Origin of the sequence: Mycobacterium sp. 852002-51613_SCH5001154 (assembly GCF_001667425.1) — a bacterium.
GTDB lineage: Bacteria > Actinomycetota > Actinomycetes > Mycobacteriales > Mycobacteriaceae > Mycobacterium.
In genome coordinates, this window is record NZ_LZII01000045.1 from 1 (window position 1) to 19884 (window position 19884).

The window sequence follows — 19884 nt, forward strand, 5'->3', positions numbered from 1 at the left end:
GCCGGCCGGTGGGTGCGCGAGGGGCCATTCCCCCTACGCCCGCGACGTCAGCGGCCTGCAGGTCGGAATCTTGGGGCTGGGCCGCATCGGTTCGGCCATAGCGACCAGGCTGGTCGGATTCGACTGTGCCGTCGCGTATCACAACCGTCGTCGCATCGACGGATCGCCGTACCGTTACGCCGACTCGCCGGTGGAACTGGCCGAATCGGTCGACGTCCTCGTCGTGGCCACCACCGGCGACTCCAAGACGCACCAGCTGGTCGACCGGCGCGTCCTCGAGGCGTTGGGCCCCGAGGGCTACCTCATCAACATCGCGCGCGGCAGCGTCGTCGACCAGGACGCGCTGGTGGAATTGCTGGCCGGCGGCGCCCTGGCCGGTGCGGGTCTGGACGTCTTCGTCGACGAACCGCACGTGCCGGCCGAGCTGCTGGGCATGGACAACGTGGTGCTGTTCCCGCACATCGGCAGCGCCACCGCCCGGACTCGCAGGGCGATGGCGCTGCTGGCGATCCGCAACCTGGAGAGTTACCTCGACACCGGTGCGCTGGTGACACCGGTGCTGCGACCGCGCAAGTGACAGCGGGGCCGCCCCTGTCAGATGCCTCACACCGGATGGTCCAGCCCCGATTAACGGGTACTAGGCCATCCACCATGAGTGACACGACCCAACGCGAGCTCGGAGACACCAACAGTCCCATCGAGGACGAGCTCGAGGACGCGTTCAGCAGGATGCTGAGCGAGGGCACCCAGCGTCTGCACCGCACCTGGCGCGGCGTGTTGGTCACCGGCTTTTTCGGCGGGACCGAGGTGGGAATCGGGGTGCTCGCCTACCTGTCGGTGTTGGACGCCACCCACCGGCCGCTGTTGGCCGGATTGGCTTTCTCGATCGGTTTCCTGGCCCTGCTGCTGGGCCGCAGCGAGCTGTTCACCGAGGGCTTCATCATTCCCGTCGTGACCGTGGCCGCCAAACGCGCCAGCCTCCGCCAGCTGGCCAAACTATGGGGCGGCACCATGTTCGCCAACCTCGTCGGCGGCTGGGTGATCATGTGGTTGATCATGACGGGCTTCCCAGAGCTGCACGCCCAGACGATCGAGTCCGGCACCCATTTCGCCACCGCGCCGGTGTCGGCGCAGAGCATGGTTTTGGCGATCCTCGGCGGCATGGTCATCACGCTGATGACCCGGATGCAACACGGCACCGATTCCGTGCCGGCCAAGATCGCGGCCGCCGTCGCCGCAGCGTTCCTGCTCGCCGGGCTGCGGTTGTTCCATTCGATTCTGGATTCGTTGCTGATCTTCGGCGCGCTGGTTACCGGGAAGGCGCCGTTCGGTTATCTGACATGGCTGGGCTGGTTCGGCTACACCGTGGTGGGCAACATGATCGGCGGGCTGCTCTTCGTGACGTTGCTGCGGCTGCTGAGGAGCAAGGATCGGCTCGAGGAGGAACGCGCCGAGGCCGAGTCCGTGTGAGCCTCAAAGCAGTTGCGGCATAACCTCACTCGCCAGTAGTTCCAGGTGCCCGAGATCGGTTAGGTCCAGCAGCTGGGTGTAGACGCGCTGCACGCCGAGGTGTTTCCACCCGCCCAAGTTGTCGACGATCTGCGCGGGAGTGCCGACCAGCGGGCTGTTCGAGCGCAACTCGTCGAGGTTGCGGCCGATCGCGTCGGCGCGGCGGGCCACCTCGCGGTGGCGGCGCCCGGCGCAGAGCACGAATGCGCTCGAGTAGACCATCGAGTCGGCCGGCCTGCCCGCCTCGGTGACCGCGTCCGCCACCCGCTGAAATTGCTTCTCGGCCACGTCGATCGGCGCGAAGGGAATGTTGAACTCGGCCGCGTACTTCGCCGCCAGCTGCGGAGTGCGTTTGGCGCCGAGACCGCCGATGACGATAGGCGGATGCGGGGTCTGCGTCGGTTTGGGCAGCGCCGGCGAGCCGGTGATGGTGTAGTACTTGCCGGCGTAGTCGAAGGTCTCACCGGGCGGCGTCGTCCACAGCGCTGTGACGATGGCGAGCTGTTCGCTGAGCCGGTCGAACCTCTCCCGCAGCGGAGGAAAGGGAATCCCGTACGCCTGATGCTCCTTCTCGAACCAGCCGCTGCCCAGTCCGAGTTCGACACGCCCCGCGCTCATGTCGTCCACTTGCGCCACCGCGATGGCCAGCGGACCCGGATGGCGAAACGTTGCGGAGGTCACCAGGGTGCCGAGCCGGATGCTCGACGTCTCCCGCGCGATTGCGCCCAGGGTCACCCACGAGTCGGTGGGACCCGGTAGGCCGTCGCCGCTCATCGCCAGGTAGTGGTCGGACCGGAAAAACGCTGCAAAGCCCAGCTGCTCAGCGGTTTGGGCGACGGCGACCTGGTCGGCATAACGGGCGCCCTGTTGCGGTTCGATGAAGGCACGGAATTCCATAGGATCCCTCTGTATGTCGTTGTACGGCAACCCGATTCCGAACGTGTACCCGCCCGTTGCCAAAGCGAGACGCGAAGGGGTTTAGCACCCCACCCGCACCGGGGTATGTCCTTAGCATGACCTCACTACTTCCACCCAGGGTCGTCACGCCCGCGCGATTGACCTGCGCTGGTGCCGCCGACGCCGTCACGGCGGCGGAACTGCGCCGCGCCCTGCGCCGGTGGCTCCAGGAAGTGACGGAGGCCCCGGCTGAAGTGCGCGACGACATCATTCTGGGCGTCAATGAGGCGCTGGCCAACTGCGTCGAGCACGCGTACCGCGCCCAGACCACGGTCGGCACCATGAAACTGCAGGCCAGCTACGATCCCGCCGCCCAATCGATCAGCGTGTGCGTCAGCGATCGTGGATCCTGGCACCCCCCCGCGCCGCAGCGGCTCAACGATCCCCGGCGATCCCGCGGCCTCCTGCTGATGCACGCGCTCGCCGACCACTGCACCATCAACGCGCGGCCCAACGGCACGACGGTGTGCCTGGACTACACCACCAGGCCCTAGCCGTCACCCGCTCACACGCCGGTGGCGCGCTCGAGGTCTTTCAACGAGGTCTCCAGGTGGCCCAGCAGCCGCTGCAGGTGCGGGATGCTGCGGCGGCAGCCCACCAGACCGAAGTCGAGGTTGTCGGCGTTGTTGGTGACCGTGATGTTGACCGCCTGCCCGTCGAGTGGGATGGACAGCGGATAGTTGCCGTCCAACCGGGCGCCCCGCCAGTACAGCGGCTCGGAGGGACCGGTGGAGACGTTGGAGATGACGATGTTGAAGGGCGGTGAGGCCGCCGACAGGTACCCGGGGATCAGCCCGAAGAACAGGCCGCCGATGTTGAACGCCGACAGTGCCAGTTGCTGCACCGGTGGCAGTTGCTGGAACACGTCTTTGGTGTCGCGGATCGACGTGCTGACGATCTCGAGGCGCCGCCCCGCGTCGTCGAGGTCGGTCGCCAGGTTGCACAGGAACGTTCCGACCAGGTTGCCGCCGCGGTCGTCGTCGGTCTTGCGCAGATTGACCGGCACCATCGCGGTCAGTGGGGCGTCGGGCAGGGCATCTTGCTCCAAGAGGTAGGCCCGCAGGGCCCCGGAGCACATGGCGAGCACGACGTCGTTGACCGTCACTCCGGCCGCCGACTTGATCGCCTTGATCCGGTCCAGCGACCACGACTGTGCGGCCACTCGCCGGGCACCGCCGATCCGGACGTTGAACATGCTGCGCGGCGCGCGGAACGGGAGTGTGAGTTGCTGTTCGAGCAGCGCCGCCCGGGCCAGTTTGAGGGTGGATGGCGCCAGGGCGAGCGCCGACCCCGCGGTGCGGCCGGCGCGCTCGAGCAGTGACTGACTTTTGTGTTCCTTGCTGCGTTTGCGCGGCCCCAGGGTCCACGGGACGCGCACCTCGTCGTCGTCCGGGTCGGGGGTGAACGCGCGCTGCACCAGCCGCATCGCGGACACGCCGTCCATGAGGGAGTGGTGGTACTTCGTGTACACGGCGTACCGACCGTCCTGGAGGCCCTCGACGAGGTGGGCTTCCCACATCGGGCGGTGGCGGTCGAGCAGGCTGCCGTGCAGCCGGGACGCCAGCTCCAGCAGATCGCGGACCCGCCCGGGCTCCGGGAGGGCCGAGCGGCGCAGGTGGTAGTCGAGCTCGACGTCGTTGTCGAACGACCACGCGAGGTTGGTCAGACCACCGAAGAAGGCCGGGTGCTTGCGGAACAGCGGTTGCACATCCGTGCACTCGAGCATGGCCTGATAGGCCTCGCGGACGAAATGGGGCCCGGCGTCCTCGGGCGGCTCGAAGAGCTGAAGCGATCCCACGTGCATCGGGTGCTCGCGGGACTCGCCGATGAGGAACAGCGCATCAGTCGGCGATATCGGTTCCATGGTCAACCCCGTTCGTTTCGCTGCACCGTCCGCGCGGTACACGCCCATCTCCTAGTAGCCGCCGGGAACGTTTGCTAATCCCGAAACAGCACTCCGAATCCGGTCCCGGCCCGAGGGCTTGCGGGCGCGGTCGTTGGGGTACATCGATGCGAACACTGGCGCACGGGGAGTGAGATGTCGGCGGGTTTGGAGTGTCCGAAACGAATGGAGTTCGGACCGTGCGGCGGGGTGCGGCCCGACGGCCAATGCGAGATGCGCCCGGGCGCGTGCGCGTTCGACGGCGTGGTGGCGTGGTCTGGCCGTCAGCACGCGGCGCGTCCCGCTCGCGCGCCACTGGTGCTCACCGATTTCAGTTGCACCCCGTTCGATCGCCAGGACGTCGCGGCGACCGCGGCCGTGCTGGCGCCGGGGTGCGACGCCGTCCTGGTCGGGGAGCACCAGAACAAGCCCGATTTTCCGCCGACGCTCATGGGGTCACTGCTCCTCGACGCCGGCGTGACGCCCTGGATCACGTTGTCGTGCCGCGACCGCAACCGCGTGGTGCTCGAGCAGGAGCTGCGGGGGTTGCGCAGCATCAACGTGGAGACGGTGTTGTGCGTGACGGGCGACGGGCGCGGCTACGACGTGCGTCCGGACGTCACGCAGACCTTCGACCTCGACGGGCCGCGCCTGGTTTCGCTGGCCGCTTCGACGGGAATGGTCGCCGCGGCGCCCGAAACGCCCACCGCCCCGCCCGTAGCAGACCGGCCCGCCCGGTTGGTCCAGAAGCAACGGGCCGGAGCGAGCCTGGCGGTCCTCAACCACGTGCCCCGTCCCGAGATGGTGGCCGACTTCGTGAGGGCGGCCCGGGCGGCGGGTCTGGCGATCCCGGTGATCGCGGCGGTGGCGGTGTTCACCGACGCCGTGTCCGCGGCGGTGCTGCAAGGCTTGCCCGGCCTGGAACTCGATCGGGCCGTGACGGAACAGGTTTTGGGCGCGCCGGATCCGGTGTCCGCCGGAATCGAGGCAGCGGTGGCCGAGGCGCGCGCGCTGCTCTCGATCGAAGGCGTCGAGGGAGTCAACGTGTCGGGTTTGGCGTCAGCGGCGGGCGGGCGCATCGGTGCGGAAATCAAGGCGGAGGTCGGTCGCCGAATACGAGTGGAGGGCCGTCGATGACGGAAGCGATGGAGGCAGAGTTCGACACCGTCGCCGAGTGGACCGCGCAGGTGGCCGCCGACCTCGGGCCGGATTATTACGTGCCCGCCGGGTGCCGGGGCAGTGGCAGTCCGGCCGCCCTCGATTGGTTGATAGCGGAGATGGGCCTGGCGCCCGGTTCCACGTTGCTGGACTCCGGGGCGGGCGTCGGGGGCCCCGCGGCCTACGCGGCGCGAGAGCGCTCGGTGCGGCCGGTGCTCATCGAGCCGGAGACGGGTGCGTGCCGCGCGGCGAAGAAGTTGTTCGGCTTCCCGGTGGCGTGCGCGCTGGGGTCGGCCCTACCGGTGGCGGACTCGAGCTTCGACGCCGCGTGGGCACTTGGCGTGTTGAGCACGACACCGGATCACCTCACGGTCCTCGAGGAGCTGCGCCGTGTCGTCCGGCCGGGCGGCCGGATCGGCCTGCTCGTCTTTCTCGCCCACGGCGACAAAGCGAACGAGACGTTGGACGGCAACCATTTCCCGACGCCCGGCGGGCTACTCGACCTGGTTCGGCGCGCGTCGCTGCACGTCGAGCAGCGGCTCGGCACCGCGGACCTTCCGCCGATCTCCGACGCGTGGAACGAGCGCGTCGACGCCGTGACGGACGCCCTGAGCGACCGGCACGGGCACACGGAGGCCTGGCAACTGGCCGAACGCCAGAGCGCACAGATCGGGCGGCTGCTCGACGAGGGGACACTGACCAGCGAGCTGCTGGTGCTGCGGCACGCGTGAGACTCGGTTACGGCGACTCGCGGAACGCGGCGATGATCTCGGCGACCCTGGGGTCGGCACGTAGCTCCTCCAGTGTCTGCGCGAGCGGGAGCCGCCAGTTCGGGTACTCGTCGATCGTGCCCGGCAGATTGGGCTGCCGGGGTTCGGCCAACACGTCGTAAGGCGAAATCAACTTCAGGCGGCTCGGTGTCGCCGCCAGCAACCGGTGCATCGCGGTGATGATCGCCGCCTCATCCGGATCCGGGCCGTCAAGCAGGCCCTCGGACCGCAGCAGCTCCAACCATTCGGCCCGCTCCTTGTCGGCCACCGACTGCTCGCCCGCCACGTCGTCGAGCAGCCCGAGATCGGCGCGGGCCCGCACGTGCTCGGCGCGCAGGAAGCCCGCGGCGGTGGGCAGGTCGTGGGTGGACAGGCTGGCGGCCGCCCGCGACGGCCATTGTGGCGGCGTCAGCAGCGGCTCCCCGGGGGCGGACTCGTCGCGGGTGAACCAGGACACCGCGCACCCGAGCATCCCGTTGCCGGCCAGCGCCTCAGTCACCTCCGGTTCGACGGTGCCCAGGTCCTCGCCGACCACGGTGGCTCCGGCCCGGTGTGCCTCCAGGGCGAGGACGGCGAGCATCACGTCGGCGTCATAGTGCACGTAGGTGCCCCGATCCGGACCGTCGCCCGGGGGAATCCACCACAACCGCCACAGGCCGGCGACATGGTCGATCCGCAGGCCGTCGGCGTAGGTCACGACGGCGCGCAGCATGTCGCGCAGGGCGGCGTAGCCGGTGGCGGCGAGGCGGTCCGGCCGCCACGGCGGCAACCCCCAGTCCTGTCCGCGGGGAGTGAAGTTGTCCGGTGGCGCCCCGACACTGACCCCGGTGGCGAGCACGTCGGCCAGCGCCCACGCGTCTGCGCCCTCGGCGTCGACCCCGACGGGGAGGTCGTGCAACACCCCCAGGGCCATCCCCGCGCTTCGGGCGGTGTCGCGCACGGCGACCAGCTGCTCGGCGCAGCGCTGCTGCACCCAGGCGTGGAACGCCACCCGGGGCGCCAGCTCTCGCCGCGCCGCCGCGACGGCCGGCCCGGCGACGTCACGCAGGGGCTCGGGCCAGCGGCTCCACCGGCCGCCGTGCCGCTCGGCCAGTGCGCAATACGTGGCCCAGTCGCGCAGGCCCGTGCCGGCGGCCGATCCGTCCAGCGGACTGGGCCGGCCCTCGGCGCGCCAGAGCAGCTCCAGCGCCGACCGCTTGGCCGCCCACACGAGGTCGTGGTCGATGCGTTCGGTCGTTGCCGAGACCCGCAGCGCATCCACCTCGGCGCGGGTGTCCGGGTCGGCCCGGCGGTACGCGTCGAGGTCCTCGACGCGCAGCGCCAGCGGGTTGGCGAACCGTCGGCTGGAGGGGGTGTAGGGCGACGGCTGCACCGGATGGGTCGGCCCGGGCGCGCTGAGCGGGTTGAGCAGCACCGCGCCGGCACCGTGCTCGGCGACGGTCCAGTTCATGAACTCCCGCAGGTCGCCCAGGTCGCCGATGCCCCAGGAGCGGGCCGATCGGAGGGCGTAGAGCTGCAGCATCCAGCCCCAGGTGGCGGGGGCCGCGGGCACCCGGGGTGGCGCGGCGACCAGGGTGGCCTCCTGCCCGTCGCGCAGCTGCAGCCGGTACCAGCCGGGGGTCAGGTCGTCGGGCAGCTCGTCGCGCACCTCGGTGCGGTCGCCGTCCTCGCTCACCAGGAGGGCCGCGCCGGGCAGCGGCCGGGGCCGCCCATCCAGGCGGAGGGAAACGGTGGGGGGCAGGGCGCCGGCGCGGTCGCGCTCGGCCAGCTTGGCCAACTCGCGACGACGGTCGGCTTCGCTGGCGGCGTCGACGTCGAGCAGGCCGAGCACGCGGATCACGACGTCGGCGTCGACCTCGACGGGCTCGCGCCGCTCGTTGCGGTAAGAGGTGGCCACCCCGTGTGCCGCGGCCAATCGACGCAGGTCGTCGGGAACCGGCTTGGGATTCGCCATCAGCGCGCCGGCCCGGTTGGGGAGCCGGCGGGGGCGATGGGACGACGATGACGAGGAAGCACATCGCTTATATACCCAAGCCGGGGCTTCTCACACAGGCCACCGAAACCCGTTTGGTGGCAGCGGGTTTCGGCCTAATACCCGGTGGCTTGGAAGATGACCCGCCGAGCAATCTGAACGGCGTGGTCGGCGAACCTCTCGTAGAAGCGCCCCAACAGGGTGACGTCCACCGCGGCGGCGACACCATACGGCCATCCGGGATCCACCAGCGCCGCCAGCAATTGGCGATGCAGTTCGTCCATCGCGTCGTCGTCGCGGCGAATCTGTGCCGCTCGGCGAGGATCCCGGTCCAGCAACACTTCTCGGGCGACACCGGCCAACAGCTCGGCCACCTCACCCATCTCGGCGACCTGTCGGCGCACGTCTTCGGGTACGGCATTGCGGGGATGGCGCATGCGGGCGATCTCGGCCACGTGGACCGCCAGCGCCCCCATCCGCTGGGCATCCGCGGCGATCCGAATGCCGCTGACCACCGCCCGCAAATCGGTGGCCACCGGCGCCTGCAATGCCAGCAGGGTGAACGCGGTCTCCTCGACGCGAGCGTTGACGGCGACGACGTCCTCCTGGCCCGCGATGACCCGTTCCGCCAGGGCCAGGTCGGCCTTCAGCAGCGCAACCGTGGCCTGTCCGATCGCCTCCCCGGCCATCGCGCACATCGCCCCGAGTTGTTCGGTGAGCGTCCCCAACCGATGGTGAAAAGCGGTTCTCATGCATTAGGAGTAGGCCGGAATGCGCGAAATAAACGTCGTGGTGCGCGCCTGTTGAAAGCGCTTCTTTCCCAATGCCTTTAGATCACCTGACGTCGTCGGCCAGCTCGCGCGCCTCCCGCTCGCTTTCCACCGCGGGCCCGGACCCGGGCAGCGGCTTCCTGGCGACCTCGGGCGTGAACAGCAGCGTGACGGCGCCCACCAGCCCACCGAAGATCAACATGTAGGCGGGTGCCATGACGTTGCCGGTGCCCGACACCAGCGCCTGGGCGATCAGCGGCGTGGTGCCGCCGACCGCCGATATCGAGATGTTGTACGAGATGGCCAGCGATCCGTAGCGCACGTTGGTGGGGAACAGGGCCGGCAGCATCGCGGGAGCTGTGCTGTCGAAGCACAGCTCCATCAGCCCGATCAGCAGCACCCCGAGGAAGATCACCGGGTAGATGGCGCCGAAGCGGATGAGCAGGAACGCCGGAATGGAACCCACGACCAGCAGTGCGCAGCCCGTCCACATGATGGGTTTGACGCCGATGCGGTCGGACAACGCGGCGACGAGCACCACGGTGACCATCAGGATCGCCAGCGTCACCACGATCATCACCAGCCCGGCGGTGTGGCCGACGCGCACGAACAGCTTGAGGTACGTCGGCAGGTAGCCGGTCAGCATGAAGTCGGCGACCTGAGAGGTCAGCACCAGAGCCGCGCAGATCAGCAGCCCCCGCCACTGATCCACGACGGTGCGCCGGAATTGTTGTTTACGCCCGCCCGAGTGCGACGCCCCCTCCGTCGCGTTCTGGTAGGCGGATGACTCCTTGAGCCGTAGCCGCAGGAACAGCGCGAACAGGCCGAAGGGCGCGCCCAGCAGCAGGGGGATCCGCCAGCCGTAAGCCAGCATGGCGTCGTCGGGGAGCCAGGTCTGCAGCCCGGTCACCATCATCCCGGCAAGCACGAAGCCGACCAGGTTGCCCATCGGCAGAAACCCGACCATCATGCCGCGTTTGTGGTCGGGGGCCTGCTCGACCAGATAGGTCATCGCGCCGACATACTCACCGCCGGTCGACAAGCCCTGGAATATGCGGGCGATGACGAGCAGGATCGGCGCCCAGATGCCGATGGTGCTGTAGCCGGGCAGCAAACCGGTCACGGTGGTGCTCACCGTCATCATCAGGATGGTGACGACAAGGACCCGGTGTCGTCCGATCCGGTCACCGAGCGGGCCGAAGATGAACCCGCCCAGCGGGCGCACCACGAACGCCGCGGCCAGCGTGCCGAACGTGGCGATGAGGTGGACACCGCTGACGCTCTTACCCGGGTAGAAAACCTGGGCGATGGTGGTGGCGATGTAGCCGTAGACGCCGAAGTCGTACCACTCCATGAAGTTGCCGATCGCGGTCCCCATGATGGTTTGGCGCATGGCCGGGTCGGCGACCCTGATGTCTTTGCGTGCCCATTTCCTCCGGCGGCCCCGTGCATTCATCGACGAATTGCGTACCCAGAAGTCTCGCGGGCCGAACAAAATCGCACTCCCAACCGGCTCTATAGTGTCCATCGACCGGTGGCCGATCGTAGCGGCCGCGGCAAGGTCGGCGGGAACTCACTGACCTTTCAGGCTGCCGATGCGAAGCGAGAAATCCTGGGGGGTTGACTGCTCCTGCGGCTTCGACTGCGTGGTGGCCTCGATATCCTCGACGTAGCGCTCAGGGTCGCGGTCGACGATCGGCAACCCCTCGGTGGTGGGGTGCTCGGCCATGAAGTCGCTGTATTGCCGCCCGAGCGCTTCGCGAAGGCCGATGGGGGCGGCGCGACGGAAGTCGGACAACCCTTCCCGCTCCTCTTCGCCCATGTGCTCGTCGTTGGCCTCCCGGGTGCGGCCGACCGCCGCCCACCACTGCTCGCTGCCGACCCGGGCTGCGTTGGCGTCGCGCACCCCGTCGCGAATGTCGTTGTGATCCCCGATGGCGTCGAGCGTCTCGCCCTCGGCGTCGTCGGTGCCCCGCTTCAGCAATTGCGGGTAGAAGATCTTCTCTTCAATATAGGCGTGCACGTCGAGCTTGTCGGCAAGGGGACGCCACACCCGCGTCAGGGCGGTTTCGTCGGTCGGATCCTGCGCCTGCAGGTAGTCCAGCTGGGCGAACTGTTCGCGGAACCACTCGTGGTCGGCGAGGATCAACATGGTGATGTCAGCCATCGCGCCGCCCCACCTCCCTCACCGCAGCGGTTCGCGGCCATGGTGTCCCATAGCGGCGGGCCAGTCAACCGGCCGGGAACACTCCAGAAGGGGTGCATACACCGTCCGGATACACTAGGGCACCAGCGTGTTGATCGCCCTCGATCGCGCGCCGCAAAAATCCACCACAGTCAGAGGTTGTTTGTGCCTGAGAACCGCAGCGAGCCCGTGAGCCTAGAGCCGCATTTCGACGACGTTCAGGCCCACTATGACCTGTCCGACGAGTTCTTCGCGTTGTTCCTGGACCCGACGCGCACCTACAGCTGCGCGTACTTCGAGCGCGACGACATGACCCTGGAAGAGGCGCAGCTCGCGAAGGTCGACCTGTCGCTCGGCAAGCTCGGGCTGCAAGCGGGCCAGACGCTGCTCGACATCGGCTGCGGCTGGGGCACCACCATCGTCCGGGCGCTCGAGCGGTACGACGTCAACGTCGTCGGCCTGACCCTGAGCCGCAACCAGCAGGCGCATGTGCAGCAGCGGCTGGACCAGCATCCCAGCCCGCGCAGCAAGCGCGTGCTGCTGCAGGGCTGGGAGCAGTTCGACGAAAAGGTGGACCGCATCGTCTCCATCGGCGCCTTCGAGCATTTCGGGCGCGACCGCTACCCCGACTTTTTCAAGATGGCCTACGAGGCGCTGCCCGCCGACGGCGTGATGATGCTGCACACCATCATCCAGCCCAGCCAGGAAGAGTTCGCCGAGCGCGGGCTGCCCATCACCATGACGAAGCTGCGGTTCATGAAATTCATCATGGACGAGATCTTCCCGGGCGGTGACCTGCCCGCCGCGAAGACCGTGGTGGAGCACGCCGAGCGCGCCGGCTTCGGCGTCAAGCTCGTCCAGCCGCTGCGCCTGCACTACGCGCGCACCCTCGACACCTGGTCGGCCGCGCTCGAGTCGCGCCGCGACGAGGCCATCGCGATTCAGTCCCAAGAGGTGTACGACCGGTACATGAAGTACCTCACCGGTTGCGCCGACCTGTTCCGCGAGGGCTACACCGACGTCGCGCAGTTCACCCTGACCAAGGGCTGACCACCCCGGCACTGATCCGGCCGGCCCACAAGTGGTCCGCCGGGCCGGTTTATCGGCACCCCGCCCGGGGTAAATCCACGAGCAACAACCTGATTCGGTACGCGCCGACCTTCGTCGGCGCAAAACCGCAGGGAAGGACTGATCGTGGGTGCCAGGCATCGGATGAGCGTGACCCCGGAGCAAAGACCGCGGGCGGGTGCGCTGCGCCGGTCGGGTGTCGCAACGGTATGTGAAGTCGCTTCGGCTGCGATGCTGTGTGCGGCGGCGTGTGCGGCGCTGGTGCTCAACGTCCCGCACAGCGAAAAGCGAACGATCGAGGCGAGCCAGGAGCCGCCGGCGGCTGCGCAGCCGGTGCGGCAAGTGGGCACGGTGATTGCGGTGTCGGCGGGCTCGGTCACCGCGCGCAGCGCCAACGGCTACACCCAGACCTACCTTGTCACCCCCAACACGACGCTTATTGGTCACGGTGGCCAATCCGCTGCGGCCGCTACGCATTTCACGGTCAACGACCGGGTCGAGATCGTCGGAACCATTCAGGACGGCGCTGTCCTGGCCACCGCGGTGGCCGACCGCGACGCCGGACGCGGGGACGGGCCGCCGATGGATTACCTTGACGGGCAGATTGTTCCGGCCGGCCGCACCTGAATCTCGCCCTGCGCAATGAATCTGCCGCTCGGCGCCTTCCCCGAGCAGCCCTCCCGGCCTAGTCTCTATGCCATCCAGCCAGAGGAGGCACCGTGAGCGAGCACGAAGTGAAAATGATCATCCTGTCGACCGACGACCTCGACGAGTCGATCCGGTTCTACGGCGAGACGCTGGGCATGCCGCTGAAATTCCGCGACGGGGCGCACTTCGCAGCCCTCGACGGCGGGTCGGTCACTCTCGCACTGGCGACCCCCGTGGACCATCCGATCCCGGGTCACGTCGTTGTCGGCATCAAGACCGCCGACGTCGACGCCGCGGCGAAGGCGGTGGAGGCCAGCGGCGGCGGCATCGTCAAGGCCCCGTACGACGACGCACACGAACGCCGCGCGGTGGTCTACGACAACAAGGGCAACGGCCTGGTCTTCTACAAACCGCTCGCCCGCTGACAGCTACTTGCCGGTGCGCTCGCGGTGCTTGCACCCCGGCCAGCAGCATGGCCGGCGCTTGCCTTCTTCCAGCTCCTCCTGCGTCCGGCGAATGCGGCGCTGCCGCGTGGTTTTCTGCTTGGCGTCCTCGACCCAGCAGATGAACTCGTTGCGGGCCAGGGGCGTGATGTCTTTCCACGCGGCGAGGGCCGCGGTGTTGCCGATCAACGACTCGCGCAGGTCCGCCGGAAGCTTGTGCACCACCCCGCCGGGGATTCGCTGGCTGCTCATAAGGTTTAGGCTAACCCGTCGGTCACGCTCAAATGTGCGCTGTTGTCGTACAATTCGTCGCGGCGCAGGCCCATTGGCGTGAGGTCTGGGACGTCCCCTCCGGCGACCACGGCGCGGGTGAGGGGTGTGAGAGCCCGAAACAGCGTCTCCACCTCGTCGTCGCTGAGCGCATCGAGCGCCGACAGGGCGAGCGTGTCGGTGGACCGCTCGATGTGATCCTTGAGTTCCCGGCCGGCCGCCGTCAGCGCCCCGTCGTCGTCGAGCAGCCCGCGCTCGGCCAGGCGCCGCTCGTGGTGCCGCCACGCGGCTTCGTCGTAATCGCGGGTGCGGGCGATGTATTCGCGAGGAACCCCACCCGCCGCGGCGTGTAAGACATTGGAGTCGCGGCCCGAGATGCCGGCGGCCGCCAGCACGGCGACGTGCCCGTCGCCACGGTGCTCACGCAGCAACGTGGTCGCGTGCCACAGCGCGGCGAGCGGATCGTCCGGCCACGGCAGTGCCAGGTTCGCGGCGAACAGCGGCCGCGCGTCGAGCGGTGCGCGCCGCGCCGCCTTGCCCGCCAATTCCGCTGCGGTGCGGACATTTTCGTTCGAGTCGAGTCCGTAGCGGCGTAGTGCGGCGACCGCGGACTCCTGCCGGGCGCGCGACGCCGCGTCGGGCCCCGCGATCTGCCATGCCGCGGGCAGGGCCTTGGCGACCCGCTCGGGCGCGAAGTTGTAGAAGATCGCGGTGATGACCTCGCGGGGGACTATCCCCAGCGGTGCCGACCGGGCGGCGAAGTAACCCATCCAGAAACCGCGGTAGCCCAGCCCGTCCAACGCGGCCCGCGCCTCCGGCGCGAAATACGTCACCGCGTGCACCGGCTCGAACCGGTCGAAGAAACGTCGCGCCAGCACCGGTTCTCGTTGCATGGTCGTAGTTAACCACCCCGAGGGTTGCCGGTGCTCAAAGCCTCAGCAGGCGCTCGGCATTGCGGTGGGCGATCTTCTCGCGGTCGGCTTGGCTGATCGGCATCCGATCGAGAAACTCCCGGCACGCCTTGATGTTTCCGTAGGGATAGTCGGCGGTGAAGACGACGCGGTCGATCCCGATGACGTTGACCATCGCCAGGTAGGCGTTGAACGACAGGCTCCAACTGGGATCCATCGCGCCGGGCTGGCTGAAAAAGTCACCGGCGAGGATGCCGCCGTAGAAGTTCTCCCGCAGGTACTCCTTCACCGTGCGCTTGAGGCCCGTCTCGGCTATCGGAAATGAGTAATCGGTCCGCCATCCCATCCAGCTCAGCGCCTCGAAGTGGTGGCCCACGATGATCTGCAGCTGCGGAAAGCGGTCGAACACCCCACTGAGGATCAGCCGCAGGCAGTGCACCCCGGTGTCGATATGCCAGCCGACCCCGGCGGCCGCCAACCGTGCCGTTATCTTGCGATCGAAGCCGGCGTAGTAGGCGTCGATGACCGCCTGCGGCGGCACGGTGGGGTGCAAAAAGACTGGCACGCCGAGCGTTTCGGCGGATTCGAAAACCGGCCAGAAGAAGGTGTCGTCGAGGTAGCGGCCGTTGACATGGCCGTTGATCAGGGCGCCCACGAAGCCGTGGTCGCGGACGGTGCGCTCGAGCTCGCCGGCGGCCGCCGCCGGGTCGCGCATGGGCAGGGTGGCGAAGCCGCGGAACCGATCCGGGTAGCGGCCAATCGCCGCCGCCACCTCGTCGTTGGCCCGCCGCGCCAGCTCGACCGCCACCGCGGGTTCCAGCGTCTCGGGGCCCGGGACGGCGTGCGAGAGGATCTGCACGTCGATGCCCGCGGCGTCCATCGCGGCGATCCGGCCCTCGCCGAGGTCGTTGATGCCCGGCGGCCACTCCCCATCCGCTCCGGGGGAGCCGTAGCCCGCGTGCGTCAGCAGTTCGGTCGCCGAATCCAGGCCCTGGTGTTCTTCGGCTATGGCCGCAAACCTGTAGTGCTCCTCGATACCGATGACCTTCATCCGTCTCCTCCCGTTCATGGACACCTACGAGGCCGGCGCGCTGGGCGTTCATCGGGTACCAGGATTGTCATTGCGGCGGTGGATCGTCGACCGCGGGCGGCCCCCGCATAGTCTCGAACCCGTGACCATCCCGTATGACGATGCGCTGTGTGAGCGGATTCGGGGACATCTGGCGGGCCATGACCGTCGCGAGGTGACCGACCCGACGAAGCGGCACGCGGCGGTTGCCGTGGTGCTGGTGGACTCGACCCTCGGCGAGGACCGGGTCGACCCGGCGCCGGTGGACGAGTGGAACGGTGACCGCCCGCTACCGGAGGCCGGCCTCGACGGCCGGATGGTCGACGTGTCCGGCGGCGCGGCATTCCTGTTGTGCCGCAGGGCATCCCGCCTCACCGCACATGCTGCGCAGTGGGCACTGCCCGGTGGGCGGGTCGACCCGGGTGAGACCGCCGTCGATGCGGCACTGCGGGAACTGCACGAGGAAGTCGGCATCACCCTGCCCCACTCGACCGTGCTGGGGCTCCTGGACGACTACCCGACCCGCTCCGGGTACGTCATCACCCCGGTGGTGATCTGGGGTGGCGGCCGGCTCGACCCCCGGCCGGCGCCCGACGAGGTGGTGGCGGTGTACCGGGTGGGGCTGCACCAACTGCAACGCGCCGATTCGCCGCGGTTCATCACCATCCCGGAGAGCCCCCGCCCGGTCGTGCAGATCCCACTGGGGAACGACCTCATTCACGCACCGACCGGCGCCGTGCTGCTGCAACTGCGGTGGTGGTGTCTGGAAGGCCGTCACGACCCGGTCGGCGAGCTGGAGCAACCGGTCTTCGCCTGGAGATAGGGAGCGCTGGACCGCCCCGCGTTGACGGCGACCCCGGCCGAGCTGCCGGGATCACCGACGACGGGAACGGGTTTTCCTGGCCGGCGCGGCCAGCCGTCGGTCGAGGGCGGCCAGCGCGCGCTCGGCCCACCGAATGTTCTCCTCCTCGAACGCGATTCCGCGGAGCAACGTCAGGTACGGGCCGATTCGCGGGGCGTGGGCCAGGAAGTCCTCCTCGTCGCGTCCGTCGAGCACGCGCGCACGCAACCGTTCGTAGCGTTGGAGTTTGGCCGTGGCCCATTGCAGCCGTTCGACGATGGACTCACGCACCGCGCGCGTGTCGCCGGCGTCTGCGGCCTGGACCTTGACCAACAGTTCGTCGCGGACCACCGACGGCTTGGGCGGCCGCGCGGTGAACTCCTGGATCGCCTGATGACCGGCAGCGGTCAGCGAGAACAGGCGCTTGTTGGGCCGCCGCTCTTGGTGCACCACCCGCGCCGCGATGAGACCCTGCTCGGCGAGCCGGTCAAGTTCGCGGTACAGCTGCTGCGGCGTGGCCATCCAGAAGTTCGCGACCGAGGCGTCGAATTCCTTAGCCAGGTCGTACCCGGATGACTCCCCCTCGAGGAGGGCCGCCAATACCGCATCCCGTAGCGACATCGACCCAGGCTACAACGAGGTGAGTAATCAACAAAGTGATTAATCGCACTATGGACATGACGGGGCCGGCGGCATAGCGTCAACGGCACTCCTGAAACGAATTCACTAGGTGAGGTGTCGGATGCATCCGTTCCGCAAGGCGGTCGAAGAACGTGACGAGAAGGGCATCCAGGCCCTGCTGGCCGACGACGTGGTGTTCACCAGCCCGGTGGCGTTCAAGCCCTACGTCGGCAAGCCGATCACCGCGGCGATCCTGCGCGGCGTCATGCGCATCTTCGAGGACTTTCACTACGTCCGCGAGATCCACGACGGCAGCGGTCGCGACCATGCGCTCGTGTTCGAGACCGGAATCGCCGGAGCGCCGGGGGTGAGGGTCACCGGTTGCGACTTCCTGCACTTCAACGACGACGGTCTCATCGACGACTTCGTGGTGATGGTCCGACCGCTATCGGGCGCAAAGGCGCTGTCGGAGGCCATGGGCGCCCAGTTCGACCGAATCCAGCAAGAAGCGCTCGAGCTGGCCGACGAGTTCGCCACCGCCTAGGAGCAAACGATCATGCGAATCGGATTGGGCATCAACTACGCGGGCGGTTTCAAGGACGTGGCCGCCGAAGTGGCCGACCTGGAACGGGCCGGACTCGACATTGTCTTTGTCCCCGAGGCATATTCGTTCGACGCGGTGAGCGCGCTGGGGTACCTGGCCGCCAGTACCGACACGGTCGGACTGGCCTCGGGGATCCTGCAGCTCTACACCCGAACGCCCACGCTGACCGCGATGACCGCCGCCGGTCTCGACTACGTCTCCGACGGTCGGTTCACCCTCGGCCTGGGCGCTTCCGGCCCGCAGGTCATCGAGGGCTTCCACGGTGTCCCGTACGACGCGCCGATCGCACGCACCCGCGAAGTGATCGACATCTGCCGCCAGGTGTGGCGACGCGAGACGCTCAAACACCAGGGCAAGTACTACACGATTCCACTGCCCGCCGGGCAGGGCACCGGGCTCGGCAAGCCGCTCAAGCTCATCAATCAGCCTGTCCGGGAACGCATTCCGATTCTGGTGGCGGCGCTGGGGCCCAAGAACGTCGAGCTGGCGGCCGAGGTCGCCGAGGGTTGGCAGCCGATCTTCTACCTGCCCGAGAAGGCGCGGGAGGTGTGGGGAGACGCGCTGGCCACCGGCCGGGCCAAGCGCGACCCCAATCTGGGTGAGCTCGACATCTATGCCGGACCGGTGCTGGCCATCGGCGAAAACGTAGAACCACTAAGGGAATTCGTCAAACCCCACCTGGCCCTGTACATCGGCGGAATGGGCGCCAAGGGCAAGAACTTCTACCACGCCCTGGCCACCAAGTACGGCTACGGCCCGCAGGCCGACCGGATTCAAGAGCTCTACCTCGCCGGTGACAAGGACGGCGCCGCGAAGGTCGTGCCCGACGAACTCGTGCGAGACGTGAACCTCATTGGCAGCCGCGAATTCGTCAAGGATCGCCTGGCCGCGTTCCGGGAGGCGGGGGTTACCACCCTCAACGTCTCGCCCATCGCGTCCACACCCACCGAGCGGATCAAGCTGATCGAGACTCTGCGCGAACTCCTGTGATCAGCGGCGGTCAGCCCTGGCGATGGGCGTCTCGGCGGAGTCGAACCGCGCGACTCACGGCCGTCAGCAACGCCAGCGCCGCCATCACGGCGAGGATGGCCGTCGAAACCGCCGGCTCGACCGTCGTCAAGATCAGCGGCAGGCCGAAACCGAGGTACGTCACCACGTAGAACGCGCCAACGAGCGCACCGCGCAAGCGTTTCGGCGCCGCCGCCTCCAGGTCGATCAAGCCCTCGCGCAGACACAGACCGGACGCGCTGCCCAGCACCAGGAACAGCGGCAGACCCAACGCCGGCGACATGGCCGGCGGGGCGAGCGCGGTGACCGCGTAGCCGAGCGCGGCGAGCACGGCGCCGGCGGTGCCGGCCTGCGGCCCCCACCGGCGCGCGCGGGCGAGCACTTGGATGAGCCCGCTGACCCCGTTGACCAGCAGCGTGGCGATGCCGGCAGCCATCGGAGCCGCGAGCCCGGTGTGCACGCGGCCGGGGATCGTGATGAATCCGAGTGTCGCCGAGGCGAACACCCACGGCGCCAGCGGCATCGCCCAACTCATCGCCCGCGCAGCACCCTGCCCGGCGGTGCTCGACGGCTCCCAAACCTGTGTGGTCTCCGGCCCCGTGGCCCCCGCGCGCCCCGCCACGACGACCGCGACGGCCATCGCGGCCAGTCCGATGGCGGCCGCGATCCCGAACGACAGCCGGATGCCGACCGGACCGGCGCGCGCGATCAACGCTCCCGCGAATGGGCCGATCGCGAAGCCGGCCATCAAGACCGCGCCTGCGGCGGCCGCACCGGCGGGACCTCTCAGATCCGAGGCCCACGCGGTGCAGGAACTCATGGCCAGCCCGACCCCGAGCCCGACAACCAGGCGTCCCAGCAGCAGAACGTCGTACTGCTGCGAACACAACATGGCCACGGTTCCTGCCACAGCGGTCGCCGACCCCGCCAGTGCCACCGACCGACGGCCGAACGCATCCGAGGCGCGCCCGCCGGCGAGCAGACCGGGCAGCAATCCCAGCGCATAGATGCCGAAGATCGCTTCGAGCGTGGCCGAGCTGAGGTGCTGCCGAACGCTGAGCAAGGGCATCAACGCGACGAAGTGGTTGGCCACCCAGCCGATGGACAGCAACAACACCAGGACGCCGGCGAACGCGCCGCGGGCCGCATCCGGGCTGTCACCCTTGTCCATCGCGGCCAAAGTCGACGTTGGAGTTGA

21 protein-coding genes and 1 pseudogene are annotated in these 19884 nt (G+C 68.6%); 11 read left to right on the forward strand and 11 right to left on the reverse strand.

Translation table 11 applies throughout. The features are described from left to right. Positions 1-577 (forward strand): annotated as a pseudogene (locus A5750_RS11650) (NAD(P)-dependent oxidoreductase); the annotation flags it as partial. 74 nt (positions 578-651) lie between these two features. Continuing rightward, on the forward strand, positions 652-1470 hold the full coding sequence (locus A5750_RS11655) for a formate/nitrite transporter family protein (RefSeq protein WP_066953599.1): 819 nt from the start codon (positions 652-654) through the stop codon (positions 1468-1470). A 3-nt stretch (positions 1471-1473) separates the two neighbouring features. Here the strand turns inward: A5750_RS11655 and A5750_RS11660 are convergent, their stop codons facing one another. After that, positions 1474-2406: an LLM class F420-dependent oxidoreductase gene (locus A5750_RS11660; RefSeq protein ID WP_067262932.1), complete on the reverse strand. Its 933-nt coding sequence runs from the start codon at positions 2404-2406 to the stop codon at positions 1474-1476. A 116-nt stretch (positions 2407-2522) separates the two neighbouring features. On the opposite strand from A5750_RS11660, the gene A5750_RS11665 reads away from it, so the two are divergent. Further along, on the forward strand, positions 2523-2960 hold the full coding sequence (locus A5750_RS11665) for an ATP-binding protein (RefSeq protein ID WP_066953597.1): 438 nt from the start codon (positions 2523-2525) through the stop codon (positions 2958-2960). A gap of 11 nt (positions 2961-2971) precedes the next feature. On the opposite strand, the gene A5750_RS11670 is transcribed toward A5750_RS11665, so the two are convergent. Beyond that, entirely contained in the window at positions 2972-4330 is a 1359-nt protein-coding gene (locus tag A5750_RS11670) for a wax ester/triacylglycerol synthase family O-acyltransferase (protein WP_066953596.1), read from the reverse strand. 174 nt (positions 4331-4504) lie between these two features. On the opposite strand from A5750_RS11670, the gene A5750_RS11675 reads away from it, so the two are divergent. Both A5750_RS11675 and A5750_RS11680 read left to right on the forward strand, forming a co-directional pair. Beyond that, entirely contained in the window at positions 4505-5485 is a 981-nt protein-coding gene (locus tag A5750_RS11675; RefSeq protein WP_067262936.1) for a methylenetetrahydrofolate reductase C-terminal domain-containing protein, read from the forward strand. Continuing rightward, the gene (locus tag A5750_RS11680; RefSeq protein ID WP_066953593.1) at positions 5482-6237 is read left to right on the forward strand and encodes a class I SAM-dependent methyltransferase; all 756 of its coding nucleotides are present in this window, start codon (positions 5482-5484) and stop codon (positions 6235-6237) included. The genes A5750_RS11675 and A5750_RS11680 overlap by 4 nt, the downstream gene beginning before the upstream one ends. A 7-nt stretch (positions 6238-6244) precedes the next feature. Here the strand turns inward: A5750_RS11680 and malQ are convergent, their stop codons facing one another. The 4 genes from malQ to A5750_RS11700 all read right to left on the reverse strand — a co-directional run bounded on the left by malQ (position 6245) and on the right by A5750_RS11700 (position 11185). Next, entirely contained in the window at positions 6245-8230 is a 1986-nt protein-coding gene (gene malQ, locus A5750_RS11685; protein ID WP_067262939.1) for a 4-alpha-glucanotransferase, read from the reverse strand. A 134-nt stretch (positions 8231-8364) separates the two neighbouring features. Then, positions 8365-9000, reverse strand: a complete 636-nt coding sequence (gene phoU / locus A5750_RS11690; RefSeq protein ID WP_067262944.1) for a phosphate signaling complex protein PhoU — start codon at positions 8998-9000, stop codon at positions 8365-8367. Positions 9001-9082: 82 nt separating this feature from the next. Then, positions 9083-10411, reverse strand: coding sequence for an MFS transporter (locus tag A5750_RS11695; RefSeq protein ID WP_067263111.1), 1329 nt, complete (start codon positions 10409-10411; stop codon positions 9083-9085). A 180-nt stretch (positions 10412-10591) separates the two neighbouring features. Continuing rightward, positions 10592-11185: a hemerythrin domain-containing protein gene (locus tag A5750_RS11700; protein ID WP_066953586.1), complete on the reverse strand. Its 594-nt coding sequence runs from the start codon at positions 11183-11185 to the stop codon at positions 10592-10594. Between the two features lie 183 nt (positions 11186-11368). On the opposite strand from A5750_RS11700, the gene A5750_RS11705 reads away from it, so the two are divergent. The 3 genes from A5750_RS11705 (at position 11369) to A5750_RS11715 (ending at position 13344) form a co-directional block, all read left to right on the forward strand. Continuing rightward, positions 11369-12253 (forward strand): cyclopropane mycolic acid synthase family methyltransferase, encoded by an 885-nt coding sequence (locus tag A5750_RS11705; RefSeq protein WP_066953582.1) that lies wholly within the window; start codon positions 11369-11371, stop codon positions 12251-12253. A 162-nt stretch (positions 12254-12415) separates the two neighbouring features. After that, positions 12416-12898, forward strand: a complete 483-nt coding sequence (locus tag A5750_RS11710; protein ID WP_231989176.1) for a DUF5666 domain-containing protein — start codon at positions 12416-12418, stop codon at positions 12896-12898. A 92-nt stretch (positions 12899-12990) separates the two neighbouring features. After that, positions 12991-13344, forward strand: coding sequence for a VOC family protein (locus A5750_RS11715; RefSeq protein ID WP_066953579.1), 354 nt, complete (start codon positions 12991-12993; stop codon positions 13342-13344). Positions 13345-13347: 3 nt separating this feature from the next. Here the strand turns inward: A5750_RS11715 and A5750_RS11720 are convergent, their stop codons facing one another. The 3 genes from A5750_RS11720 to A5750_RS11730 are packed head-to-tail and all read right to left on the reverse strand — an operon-like array spanning position 13348 to position 15594. Further along, positions 13348-13614 (reverse strand): YdeI/OmpD-associated family protein, encoded by a 267-nt coding sequence (locus A5750_RS11720; RefSeq protein ID WP_066953578.1) that lies wholly within the window; start codon positions 13612-13614, stop codon positions 13348-13350. Between the two features lie 5 nt (positions 13615-13619). Next, positions 13620-14525, reverse strand: a complete 906-nt coding sequence (locus A5750_RS11725; RefSeq protein WP_066953577.1) for a hypothetical protein — start codon at positions 14523-14525, stop codon at positions 13620-13622. Positions 14526-14559: 34 nt separating this feature from the next. Continuing rightward, a complete protein-coding gene (locus tag A5750_RS11730; protein WP_067262948.1) occupies positions 14560-15594 on the reverse strand; it encodes an amidohydrolase family protein in 1035 nt (344 codons plus the stop codon). A 121-nt stretch (positions 15595-15715) separates the two neighbouring features. Between A5750_RS11730 and A5750_RS11735 the strand changes: the two genes are divergently transcribed. Further along, positions 15716-16435 (forward strand): CoA pyrophosphatase, encoded by a 720-nt coding sequence (locus tag A5750_RS11735; protein WP_067263116.1) that lies wholly within the window; start codon positions 15716-15718, stop codon positions 16433-16435. Between the two features lie 51 nt (positions 16436-16486). Here A5750_RS11735 and A5750_RS11740 read toward each other — a convergent pair whose 3' ends face one another. Further along, positions 16487-17074: a PadR family transcriptional regulator gene (locus A5750_RS11740; RefSeq protein ID WP_067262951.1), complete on the reverse strand. Its 588-nt coding sequence runs from the start codon at positions 17072-17074 to the stop codon at positions 16487-16489. Positions 17075-17195: 121 nt separating this feature from the next. Between A5750_RS11740 and A5750_RS11745 the strand changes: the two genes are divergently transcribed. Both A5750_RS11745 and A5750_RS11750 read left to right on the forward strand, forming a co-directional pair. After that, positions 17196-17618: a nuclear transport factor 2 family protein gene (locus tag A5750_RS11745; protein ID WP_067262954.1), complete on the forward strand. Its 423-nt coding sequence runs from the start codon at positions 17196-17198 to the stop codon at positions 17616-17618. A gap of 12 nt (positions 17619-17630) precedes the next feature. Beyond that, the gene (locus A5750_RS11750; RefSeq protein WP_067262958.1) at positions 17631-18668 is read left to right on the forward strand and encodes an LLM class F420-dependent oxidoreductase; all 1038 of its coding nucleotides are present in this window, start codon (positions 17631-17633) and stop codon (positions 18666-18668) included. A 10-nt stretch (positions 18669-18678) separates the two neighbouring features. Here A5750_RS11750 and A5750_RS11755 read toward each other — a convergent pair whose 3' ends face one another. Next, entirely contained in the window at positions 18679-19857 is a 1179-nt protein-coding gene (locus A5750_RS11755) for an MFS transporter (protein ID WP_067262963.1), read from the reverse strand. Positions 19858-19884 lie beyond the last annotated feature (27 nt).